Below are 11,421 nucleotides of genomic sequence, written 5' to 3' on the forward strand. Positions count from 1 at the left end.
CGCGCTGGTTTTATATCATGCTTGCGCGTTTGTCCATTACTACGCCCCTAAATTAGGAAAAGAAGTGCGCCTTAGCAAAATTCGCATCGCCGGATTCAAAAGTTTCGTGGACCCCGTGACGCTGGATTTACGCAGCAACCTCACCGGCATTCTCGGCCCCAACGGGTGTGGCAAGTCCAACACCATTGACGCCGTGCGCTGGGTCATGGGCGAATCGTCTGCCAAGCACTTGCGTGGTGCGTCAATGGAAGACGTGATTTTCAACGGTTCGTCCTCGCGCAAACCCATTGGCTTAGCCTCAGTCGAGCTGGTTTTTGACAATAGTGATGGCACGCTGGGCGGCGAATACGCCAGTTACGCGGAAATTTCAATCAAACGCCAAGTCAGCCGCGACGGGGATTCCAAATATTTCCTCAATGGCGCGAAATGCCGCCGCCGCGATATTACCGATATTTTCCTCGGCACAGGCTTAGGGTCACGCAGTTACGCGATTATTGAACAGGGCATGATTTCGCGCCTGATCGAAGCCAAACCTGAAGAATTGCGCCATACCCTCGAAGAAGCGGCTGGCATTTCACGTTACAAAGAACGCCGCCGCGAAACCGAAACCCGCATGGCGCACACCCGCGAAAATCTCGAACGCCTCAGCGACTTGCGCGACGAACTCGAAAAACAACTGGAACGCCTCGACAAACAAGCCAAAGCCGCGCAACGTTTCCGCGACTTGCGCGACCAAGAACGCCAACTCGAAGCCAGCGCCCTATTATTGCAATGGCAACACCTGCAAGCGGACGGTGCGCAACGCCTGCGCGAACTGAGTCAGCTTTCCAATGCGTACCAAGCACACCTCACCCAGATGCAGCATCTGGAAATGCTCCTCATCGACTTGCGTGAACGTTACACCGATGCCAACGAAACCCTGAACGCGGTACAGGGCGAGTATTACCAAGCGGGAGCAGAAATCGCCCGCATTGAACAAAGCATCCAACACCAGCGTGACATTGAGCGTCGCCAACAGGATGCCTTGCGCACTGCCGAACAGAGCATTGCCGAAACCTTACGCCACGCTGCCGAAGACCGTACCAAACTCAGCGTGAGCGAAGCGGCACTTGCTGATCTCATTCCGCGTGAAGCCGATCTCAGTGCGCAATTGGCCTTCGCCGAAGAACGCCTTGCCGAAGCCGAAGACCAACTCAATGACTGGCAAGAACACTGGCACACGTTGCAACAACACATCGCCGACCCCACCCGCCAAGCGCAAGTCGAAAAAGTCCGTATTGAACAACTCGAACGCCAACTGAGCCAAACCAGCCAACGCCTAGAGCGCTTGCAGCAAGAAGCCAACAACCTTGCCCCCGCCAACGTTGCCGATGACGTGCAATTGCTGGAAGCGCAACGCGAAGCCGCCGCCGAAGAACTCGCGCTTGCCGAAGACCAGCTTGCCAATCTTAGCGCCACGCTCAGCCAGCAACAGCAAGCGCAACGCGACCTTAATAGCCAGATCGACGCGCAACGTTCCCGCCGCCAATCCGTGCAAGGGCGCTTAGCCTCGCTGGAAACGTTGCAACAATCCGGCTTAGAAAAAACCAATAAAGCACGCCAACAATGGCTCAAAGAACACGCTTTGGATACCGCTCCCCGGATTGCCGAAATCCTCAAGGTTGAAGCCGGTTGGGAAACCGCGTTTGAAGCCGTGTTGGGGGAAGATTTGGATGCCATCTGCCTGAAGAACCCCTCACCCCTAACCCCGCACCCAGCCGCTTTCAGCGTCGTCCCTCAAGGGGCGAGGGGAACGGATATGTTCCCCAACGCCGGAATAACGTTACTAAACATCGAAGCACCTCCTGCCCCCTCGCCCCTTGAGGGAGAGAGCTGGGGTGAGGGGTCTCTTGCCCACAAACTCCACGCGCCCGCTGCTGCCCATAGCCTCGTCACCGGCATTCATTGCGCTGAAACCTTGCACGAAGCCCTATCTCAGCGTCACACCCTTGTCCCCGGTGACAGCATTATCACCCGTGACGGCGTGTGGTTAGGCATAAACTGGTTGCGGAGTCGCCGCCAAGACGAAGCCAACGGCGGTATCTTGCAACGCCAGCAAGAGATTGAGAGCTTACGTGAACAACTCGAACGGCTGGAAACCGACCTCAACGCTGGGCAAACCCGCGCCGACGCCGTGCGCACCGGCATTAGCACACTCGAACAACAGCGCCAGCAAGCCCAAGCCGATGTCAACCGCTGGCACCGCAGCGAATCCGAACTGCGCAACCGCTTGCACACCTTACAACAGCGCATCGAGCAGATCAGCAAGCGCCGCCAGCAAATTGACAGCGAATGCGCCGAACTTGCCACCCAGCAACAGCAACAAAGCGCCGAACACCAACAAGCGACCATCCAACGTGACACGGCTTTGGCCTTGCTTGCCACCCTGCAAACCGAACGCGATCAACTGGCGGCAACCCGTGAAGACTGGCAGCACGCCGTCAGCGACGCCCGTCGTACCCAGCGTGACCTGCAAGCCACCATCCAAGATGCCCGCTTACAAATCGAAACCCATCGCACCCAGCGCGACAACAGCCAGCAACAACTCGAACGCATTCACAGCCGCCTTGAATTGCTGGAACAACAGCGCGAAACCTTGCTGGAACAATTGCAATTACAAGACGATCCGCTCGCAGAACTGGAAGAAGAGCGTGAACAAGCGCTGACCCAACGCGCCGACGTCGAGCAACGCCTTACCCACGCTCGCCAGCAGTTGCAAGCGCTCGAAGCCGAGATTCGCCAGCAAGACAGCGCCCGTATCCAAACCGAATGCCTTGCCGAAACCTCGCGCACTGCCTTGGAAAACCGCAAACTGGAATGGCAAAGCGTGCAAGTGCGTGAACAAACTCTCGCCGAACAATTTGCTAAAACCGAGTTTGACGCGGCGAATTTGCAGGCTGAATTTCCGGCAGATGCCAGCGCGGAAACGTTTTTGCAAGCCTTGGACAGTGTGCAGCGCAGTATTCAGCGTTTGGGTGCAATCAACCTTGCTGCCATCGACGAATTCCGTGAACAACAAGAGCGCAAACACTATCTGGATCAACAAAATGCCGATTTAGTGACGGCATTAGAGACCTTAGAAACCGCTATCCGTAAAATTGACCGTGAAACCCGTGCGCGTTTTAAGGAAACCTTCGATAAAGTAAACAGCCGTTTGGGTGAAATGTTTTCGCGCTTGTTCGGTGGCGGGGAATGTTACCTGGACATGACCGGCGATGACTTGCTGACAACCGGGGTGGCGATTATGGCACGCCCGCCGGGTAAGCGAATGTCGACCATTTACCTGATGTCGGGTGGCGAAAAAGCGTTAACGGCGGTAGCCTTGGTATTTGCGATTTTTGAGCTGAATCCTGCACCGTTTTGCCTGTTGGATGAGGTGGATGCGCCCCTTGATGAGGCGAATGTCGGGCGTTTCTGTGAACTGGTCAGGCATATGTCAGAACAGGTACAATTCATATTCATCACCCACAATAAAACCACGATGGAACTTGCCGAAAATCTTATCGGTGTTACCATGCGTGAAGCGGGGGTGTCACGGTTAGTCACAGTGGATATGGCGGAAGCTGTCAAACTGGCAAATAGCTAACGCTGAAATAAACAAGGATTAAAGGATTTTAAATGGAACTGGTAAGTCTGATTATCATGGTGTTGGGTTTGGCGGCTCTGGTGGGTATTTACGTCATTAGCCGTATTTCCCGGCGCAATTCCCCCACGAAGCGGGATGAAACCGTTCCCATGCTGCGCGATGCCGATGGCAATGAGCTTTCCAGCGTTGCCGATGATGTTCCCGCCCGTGACGGTAAGCGCCCCGCCGCGAATGCCCGTGATATGTCGGATGTGATGATGTCGAATGTGTCAGGCAAAGCTAAAAACGCCGCTGCGCCAAGCCCTGCGAGTGCGGCGATGCTGCCGCCGCAACTGATTTTGTTCATTGCCGCCGATATTGACGCCGGGTTTGGCGGCGAAGAAGTGTTGCGGGCGCTGGATGATGCGGGTTTGGGCTTCGGTGAGATGGATATTTTCCACCGCTATGTGCTGACCGAACAGGGTGAAGCCAGCTTGTTTAGCGTGGCTAATGGGGTCAAACCCTGGACATTAGTACCGGATGAGTTAGTGATGCACGCCACACCGGGGCTTTCCATGATCCTGAATTTACCCAGCCCGATTGATGATAATGACGCGATCAATGACTTTTTGCGTACTGCGGAACGGTTGGCGGAATCGCTGAATGGGGTGTTGAAAGACCATAACCAACAACCGATTACGCCGGATGTGCGTTCTGATTTATTGGCGTTAGCGGCTTGATGACGTGGCGTGGGCATTGATGTAGAGACGCAAGATGACGTTGGCATTAAAGTAGAGACGCAAAATCTTGCGTCTCTACGGTGGTAGTCGGGATGATTAGCTTTTTTGTTTGGCTGCTTTTTTATCGGCTTTTTTGGCTTGTTTAGCCGCTTTCTTTTCCGCTTTCTCGGCAGCTTTTTGCTCAGCTTTTAAGTGTTTTGCAGCCTTTTTCTCCGCTTTCTTTTCCGCTTTGCGGAGCGCTTTTTTCTCCGCTTTTTGGGCTTTTTTCAGCTTTTTGGCTTGTTTTGCCAGCTTCTTTTGGACTTTTGCAGAGAGTTCGGGTTCTGAGGATGTTTCTGACATGACTTCTGTAACTTCAGCACTTTCTATGGCAATAGGTTCTGGGGTTTCAGGTTCAGGCGCGGCGAGGGGGGCAGCGAGAACGTCTTGCGCATTGGCAATAATGAGCGGGGCGGTGTTTTCACCGATGCCGGGCAGGGCAGTGAGGGCTTCCACTGACATGGCAGCCAATTGCTCGACAGTGGTAATGCCGTGTTCGGCTAAGCGTTTGACGGTGGCAGGGCCTACATACTTGATAGCAACGACTTCTAGTTCCATTTTGATTTTCCTTATGGTTTTGTTACTTGGAGAAATTCCTTGTCATAAAAGCTTAACATTAGCACCGTCTGAAAATGATGACAAAAACGGCTATATTTTGCTCAGTTTAACGGTTTTGTAATAATCTTCCCCATACGTCGCCACCAGATGTTTCTTGTCCTGTCAGTAAATAATGCAGAACATTTTCATTTTGAGTCGCCCAGCGCATCTCATCGCTAATCGGCCAAGCCGCACACATCAATAAGCGGTCGCTAACTTCTAGCGGTTTGTCCAGCTCTGGCAATACCATGACTTGCCCATCCCGTTTCAATAACAAGGGAATAACTGGCAAACTTTTAACCCGCTCGCGTGGGTCACGCAACAAATCGCGTAACTGCACTTGCCCCATCAAACACGCTTTATACAAGGCCGGAGTGCGCACCTTGTTGATTTTTATTTCCCACAAGTAAGGCACTTCCTCACTGACTACACCTAAAATCCGGCTAACCATTTGGTTTGCCCAGTCATCATCGCGCTCACGGGCAGCATCCAGAAAATCGCTGATCAGCGGCGTCCGTAACAACGCAAAAATTTTGTGGGCAATGACATCACCGCGCTTCATCAACAGGTCAATGTCGGCGCGATCAAATACCAGACTGTTATCACGCTGGTTTTGCCGCGCAACCATAAAAAGATCCGGGCGTAGTTCGCGGGCGGTCATTAAAATTGATAGGTTGCTCACATCATCGTTTGTTCCGGCTATCACGCCTACCGCCTGTTTCACCCCAGCTTGTTGCAACGTGATGGCCTCTACGCCAGAGCCGATAATTGCCCCCGTTGGAGCTTGGTTGGCAACGGGGTCGGGGTCAATCACTTGCATGGGGATGCCCGCCGCTTCCAGATGCCGGTGCAAGGCTTTACCAAACCGCCCAAACCCACAAATTACCCATAAGCCCCGGTCAGGGAATAACGGTTCACGCAACGGCTCGTGCGGAACTCCGGTCATCCAGGTAAACAAGGTATACATGCCGGGTGAATGAATCGCCATTGCCAACCGCCCCGCGAACGTCTCAAACGGGTTAATGACTTCATTTTTGCCAAAAGAACGGATATTTGCCCCGGCTTCTGCGGATTCGACCCGCGCTAACACCCGAAGATTCGGGTTAAGTAAGTGCGCACTCAAGGCCACCATCACATTGGTTTGGTCGGAATCCGTCAGCGCAATCACGCCAATGCAGTAATTGTTAGTAATGCCCGCCATTTCCAAAACCGCTGGCTTGGCAGCATCCGCCAATAAGCCCAGCGGACGACGGATACAATCATTCAATTCCAATTCATTGAGACGGTTTTCATCACGGTCAACCACCACCGCCTTAATGCCTTCATCAGCCAACGCTTTGACTAAAATCCCGCCGGTATCGCCGTAACCACACACCAGATAAAACGGGGTGCGCAAACGTTTCACACTGCGCTGAAACACGTATTCGGTACGCAACCGCCGAAAAGCCGGGTCTTGCAACACAGCCAGTAATGAACCAATGCTGTACAACCAGCCAACCACCGTCAGATGGATAACAAACATCATCCACAAGCGTTGCGCCTCGGTAAAGGCGTAGGGAATTTCCCCAAAGCCAATGGTGGAAGCGGTATAACTGACTATATAAAGCGCGTGGAAAAACGACATGTGCCAAGGCTGGCCTTCGGCATCTTGCCCCGGAATCAGGGTAAAACCCAACACCGCCACCGAATACATCACAATCAGCACAATCAGCGGTGTACGCATCCGCCGTAACAGCACATAAAAAATGTCAGGCATGGCTTTCTCCTGCCTAGCGACGCACGGTCATGGTTTCCGCCAACAGCAAAACAACCGAGACAATATTCGCCAGTAACGCCCCACCGGAGAACGATACCACCGCTACGGTTGCTTCCGTATCCATACCCGCCGCACTGACGTGAGCGGCGTAACCCCAGATCAGAGCAGCCATCAGCAATTGCAAATCTGCCACCAAACTGGTTGCCAAGAAAATCGCCCCCAGATGTGTTCTGTCGCCAAATTTCAATACCGTGGCAATCAGGCTGACGACCAGTGCGGCAAACAATTCGTAGACATTGTGATGGGCGATATTGTCAATGTCGCCGATGAAAAAACCGAAGTTCAGCGTCAACGCCAACAGGATAAAAAAACCGAAAACCACTTTTTCTGAATTCATGGGGAATACTCAAATAGACATTAAAATTAATACAATCAAAGTCATATAGGCCAAGTGATACGGAAAATCCGTTTCTGACTCGATTACGCAGCCTCTGCCATCAACGTGAAGTCGGCGTGAATCTCGTCGTAGGGAACGCAAACACCTTCTGCATCTTGTTCGACAATCCCGTGTTCGATCAGGATTTTAATGTCATCGTGTACCCGTCGGACATCACGCCCTGACTGCCGCGCTAGTTCACGGATGCTGGTTTTGCCGAGGGTTTGCAGTTTTATAACCAAATCCCAACGACGGGCGTTGATCACCTCAAAAAACATGCTGGGGGAAGTGAACGTCAGGTATTCGCCTGCGTATTCGCTTTTATTCCACGCATTCAGGAAACGCGCTGCTGAGGCTTGCATCGTCTGTTTTTCAGACTGGATTTTGATTTCGAGGGTGCGTTTAGGGTTGTTTTGCATGGTATTGCCTCCGTTGCTCTTCTACATCAACTAAAAAATCTCCAACCAGTTGCTGGATAGTAACGAAAGGGTAAGCCATATTTGTAGAGATGCTGACTGCCTGCCACGGGTTGCGGCACTTCCCAGATCACCATTTCTTGTATGTATCTGCCTTCGTACACGATTCTGTCTTTCAGGATAAGTGTTGCTTTCATGTTGACATTATGACAACGGATGAGAGGTGAAATCAATGCTGTTTGGTGTTGTTAGCTTTACTTTCCTGCTTGAGCGTAATGCTTATCCAGCTTATCGAGTACTGCCAAACCTTCTGAGACATTGCCACGCGCTGCCCGTAGGCGGAAACGGGTTTCGGCATCCGTTTCAGTGAGAATGCGGATGGCGAATTCTTCCATCAGCTTGTTCAGGCTAACGCCGCGACGGGTTGCTAGGGTTTTCAGGCGGTTGTGTTGCTCGTCAGGTAGACGGATTGTCATGGTTGCCATTAGTTTGCCTCCTGTAGTGTTTGCAGAAATTCCGTCACGGTTGCTATCCGAATGTCAGGGAATTGCAATTCATGTTGCCAGAAATCGCGGGTGTTGCCTGTAATCAGCCATTGGGCATTGCCTGCTATGGCGAGTTCCATGAGGTGATTGTCGGCTTCATCCCGAAGGTTTGGTCGCCACCGATAATAGATATTGACCCACTGGCATTGAGAAACAAAAGCGTTGAACAGTGTTTCGCGCTCATCCGCTGTTACGGCACTGGTGGTGAATACATGCTCCCGCGTCATGATGTCTTCGTATTCCGAATACAGGGCATTGCCGATCAATGGCTGTACTTGCCCCAACAGGCAGCGGCGCAACAATGCCCGTGGCGCGGTGTCAGCCTTCATCAGTGCGGAAATGAAAACATTGGTGTCGATAACGGCGGTAATCATGCCGTTATGATAGCTGATATGCTGTCAGTTGTCGTGGTGTATGGTTAGGGTATTTCTGGCATACTATACGCTAACTGCAACACACCGGGCTTTGCTATGTCCCCCAAAAACATCACCAAAGCCGTCGTCAAAATGCAGGATGTGGTCGAAGCCGAAGCGCTGTTAAGCCGTTTTATCGGAGGAGTCAAACAAATTGCAGGTTTCACCGACGATGCCAGCAAAATTGGCGAGTTCGTAGCCAAACACCAAGACGACATCGGTGCTGTGCTAACCTCTATTCAGAGCAGCCTTTAACGTCATGAGAACACCGATGCAAGACCTCCACTGGCAAATCCCCCCCAACTCCGCCACCGCGCTAATGCTGGCAAAGCGCCAGCTCAGCGAATTCGTCTGCGATGCGGTCAATCTGGAAGGCATCAACATGACCCTGCCAGAAGTCCAAACCCTGCTGGACGGCATCACCGTGGGCGGACACAAACTTTCCGATCAGCAAATCACCGTCAACCAAGGCAACGCATGGCGGCTATTGTTTAGCTGGCTCGAACGCGGCGAATTCACCGTTTCCGCCGAAAAAGCCTGCGCACTCCACGCCGCTGCGGGCAAAGAAGAGGCATTAGAATGGGGACGCTTCCGCTCCGGTGGCGTATTCATCGCTGGAACAGATTACATGCCGCCACCCATCGCCGAATTGCCCGCCCGTTTCGAGGCAATGCTTGCCGACCTTGCCCACATCAACGACATTTACGACCAAGCCATCCACCTCTTCCTGACGATGGCGCGTTGCCAATTTTTCTACGACGTGAACAAGCGTATGGGGCGTTTCATGATGAATGGGCATTTGCTCCAACACGGCTACCCCGCGATCAATTTACCCGCCAAACGCCAACTGGAATTCAACACCTTGATGCTGGCGTTCTATGATTCGGGTGATGAAACCGCGATGAATGCGTTTATGCGTTCGTGCATGGATGAGCGGGTGCTGCGGATTATGCGCGGGACATAATTTCTACACCATTTTTATCTCCAAACTGCCAGACTTCGCGCCATAGCCCTATGTGAATCTGGATGTCAGATGAAAAACGGATTGGAAGCCCGCCCTTTATGGCAACGGCATTTATTGGCATTGCTGGCGGTTGGCATCACCACCCTGCTGGCAGTACCGTTGCATAACCATCTCGATTTAGCCAATACCGCCATGCTGTTTTTGCTGACCGTGGTACTGGTGGCGGTCAAGCTGGGTCGTCGCCCTGCTATCCTCACCGCATTTTGCAGCGTGATTGCCTTCGATTTCTTTTTTGTGCCACCGCATTGGTCGCTCTCGGTTGCCCACGCCCAATACCTCGTCACGTTTGCCGTCATGCTAGTCGTTGCCCTCATCATTACCCACCTGACTGCGGGATTACGCCAGCAAGCCACCGATGCCAACACCCGCGAACAGCAAGCCCTGAGCCTGTACGAACTCGAAAAAGTTGCCCACGAAGCGCGGATGCAAATGCTCTCGGAACGCTTGCGCAACACCATCCTCTCTGCGCTATCACACGACATCCGCACCCCGCTCACCTCGTTATACGGGCTGGCAGAATCCCTAAAACTGAGCAAACCGCCGTTGCCATCCGACACGCAGGAAACCATTACCGCTATCCGCGACCAAGCCCTACACCTCAATAGCATGGTCAGCAATTTGCTGGAAATGGCACGGTTGCAAGCAGGCGGCATGAAATTCCGCAAGGAATGGCAGCCGCTGGAAGAAGTCATCGGCGCAAGCACCAAGCTGCTCAAAGTCGCCCTGCGCCACCAACCGGTCAAAGTCAGCCTACCCGCCGATTTACCCCTGCTGGAATTCGATGCCATCCTCATGGAACGGGTATTTTGCAACTTGCTGGAAAATGCTGCGAAGTATTCGCCTGCCGATTCCACCCTGCAAATCACCGCCAAGCTGCTGCCCACACAGGTGGAAATTTGCGTGTGCAACCCCGGTGAAGGCTTTCCGGCTGACAAGCTGAACCAAGTCTTCGAGCTGTTTGAACGCGGCAACCACGAATCCACCATCCCCGGTGTGGGGCTGGGTTTGAGCATTTGCCGCGCCATTATCGAAGCGCACGATGGCGATATTGCTGCCAGCAACCCAACGCACGGCGGCGGGTGTATCTGCTTTCACCTGCCGTTGGGTACGCCCCCGATCATCGAACCCGAACCCTTTCACCCCACAGGCAATACCCCATGACCACAGCCATCAGCCATATTCTGGTGGTGGAAGACGAACAGCACATCCGCCGTTTCGTCCGCACCGCCTTGGAAAGTGAAGCCTATCAAGTCACCGAAGCAGGTACTTGCGCACAAGGCTTACAGGACATCCGCACCCAACGGCTGGATATGCTCATTCTGGACTTGGGGCTACCCGACGGTGATGGTGTGCAACTCATTCAGACCTTGCGCACTTGGTCAAAATTGCCGGTGTTGGTGCTATCCGCCCGTAGTGCCGACCAAGACAAAATCAAGGCACTGGATGCGGGTGCTGACGATTACCTCAGCAAACCGTTTTCGACTGGCGAATTGCTGGCACGGGTACGCGCCCTGTTGCGCCGCAGCCAGTTCAACCCAGAAACCGCCAGCCCGCTGATTCATTTCGGTGATATTGAAGTGGATTTGTCACAACGCCAAGTGCGCCGTCGCGGGGAAGCCGTGCGCATTACTCCGATTGAGTTTCACCTGTTAAGCCTGCTGTTGCTCAATGCAGGGCGGGTCATGACCCACCGCCATTTGCTGCGCGAAGTGTGGGGCAGCACGTATGTGGAAAGCAATCACTACCTGCGCGTGTACGTCGGGCATTTGCGCCAGAAGCTCGAAGATGACCCCAGCCAACCGCGCCATTTACTCACCGAAACCGGCATTGGCTACCGTTTCCAATTGTAGG

The 11,421-nt window shown here is 53.2% G+C and carries 12 protein-coding genes; 6 read left to right on the plus strand and 6 right to left on the minus strand.

Going from position 1 to position 11,421, the window contains the following annotated elements; genetic code table 11:
• Positions 1–64: 64 nt before the first annotated feature.
• Positions 65–3,625, plus strand: a complete 3,561-nt coding sequence (gene smc, locus HMY34_RS17780; protein ID WP_202716760.1) for a chromosome segregation protein SMC — start codon at positions 65–67, stop codon at positions 3,623–3,625.
• 32 nt (positions 3,626–3,657) lie between these two features.
• Complete coding sequence (locus HMY34_RS17785; RefSeq protein WP_202716761.1) at positions 3,658–4,344, plus strand: cell division protein ZipA C-terminal FtsZ-binding domain-containing protein; 687 nt, start codon at positions 3,658–3,660, stop codon at positions 4,342–4,344.
• Between the two features lie 96 nt (positions 4,345–4,440).
• Here HMY34_RS17785 and HMY34_RS17790 read toward each other — a convergent pair whose 3' ends face one another.
• From HMY34_RS17790 to HMY34_RS17815, 6 genes are all read right to left on the minus strand, one after another.
• Positions 4,441–4,941 (minus strand): helix-hairpin-helix domain-containing protein, encoded by a 501-nt coding sequence (locus HMY34_RS17790; protein ID WP_202716762.1) that lies wholly within the window; start codon positions 4,939–4,941, stop codon positions 4,441–4,443.
• A gap of 106 nt (positions 4,942–5,047) precedes the next feature.
• On the minus strand, positions 5,048–6,736 hold the full coding sequence (locus HMY34_RS17795) for a potassium channel family protein (protein ID WP_202716763.1): 1,689 nt from the start codon (positions 6,734–6,736) through the stop codon (positions 5,048–5,050).
• A gap of 13 nt (positions 6,737–6,749) precedes the next feature.
• Positions 6,750–7,133 carry a DUF6394 family protein gene (locus tag HMY34_RS17800; protein ID WP_202716764.1) on the minus strand — a complete coding sequence of 128 codons (384 nt, stop codon included), beginning with the start codon at positions 7,131–7,133 and terminating at the stop codon, positions 6,750–6,752.
• Between the two features lie 83 nt (positions 7,134–7,216).
• Positions 7,217–7,591 carry an HVO_A0114 family putative DNA-binding protein gene (locus HMY34_RS17805; protein WP_202716765.1) on the minus strand — a complete coding sequence of 125 codons (375 nt, stop codon included), beginning with the start codon at positions 7,589–7,591 and terminating at the stop codon, positions 7,217–7,219.
• Between the two features lie 251 nt (positions 7,592–7,842).
• Positions 7,843–8,073 (minus strand): toxin-antitoxin system HicB family antitoxin, encoded by a 231-nt coding sequence (locus tag HMY34_RS17810; protein WP_202716766.1) that lies wholly within the window; start codon positions 8,071–8,073, stop codon positions 7,843–7,845.
• Positions 8,073–8,507 (minus strand): putative toxin-antitoxin system toxin component, PIN family, encoded by a 435-nt coding sequence (locus HMY34_RS17815; RefSeq protein WP_202716767.1) that lies wholly within the window; start codon positions 8,505–8,507, stop codon positions 8,073–8,075. The genes HMY34_RS17810 and HMY34_RS17815 overlap by 1 nt, the downstream gene beginning before the upstream one ends.
• 96 nt (positions 8,508–8,603) lie before the next feature.
• Here HMY34_RS17815 and HMY34_RS17820 point away from each other — a divergent pair, with 96 nt between their 5' ends.
• The 4 genes from HMY34_RS17820 (at position 8,604) to HMY34_RS17835 (ending at position 11,420) form a co-directional block, all read left to right on the plus strand.
• On the plus strand, positions 8,604–8,801 hold the full coding sequence (locus HMY34_RS17820; RefSeq protein WP_202716768.1) for a hypothetical protein: 198 nt from the start codon (positions 8,604–8,606) through the stop codon (positions 8,799–8,801).
• Between the two features lie 16 nt (positions 8,802–8,817).
• Positions 8,818–9,510 (plus strand): Fic family protein, encoded by a 693-nt coding sequence (locus tag HMY34_RS17825; protein ID WP_202716769.1) that lies wholly within the window; start codon positions 8,818–8,820, stop codon positions 9,508–9,510.
• Positions 9,511–9,579: 69 nt separating this feature from the next.
• Entirely contained in the window at positions 9,580–10,731 is a 1,152-nt protein-coding gene (locus tag HMY34_RS17830; protein WP_202716770.1) for a DUF4118 domain-containing protein, read from the plus strand.
• Positions 10,728–11,420 (plus strand): response regulator, encoded by a 693-nt coding sequence (locus HMY34_RS17835; protein ID WP_202716771.1) that lies wholly within the window; start codon positions 10,728–10,730, stop codon positions 11,418–11,420. Before HMY34_RS17830 ends, HMY34_RS17835 begins: the two co-directional genes overlap by 4 nt.
• Position 11,421: the final 1 nt, after the last annotated feature.

Origin of the sequence: Thiothrix subterranea, assembly GCF_016772315.1 — a bacterium.
GTDB classification, from domain to species: Bacteria; Pseudomonadota; Gammaproteobacteria; order Thiotrichales; family Thiotrichaceae; genus Thiothrix; species Thiothrix subterranea.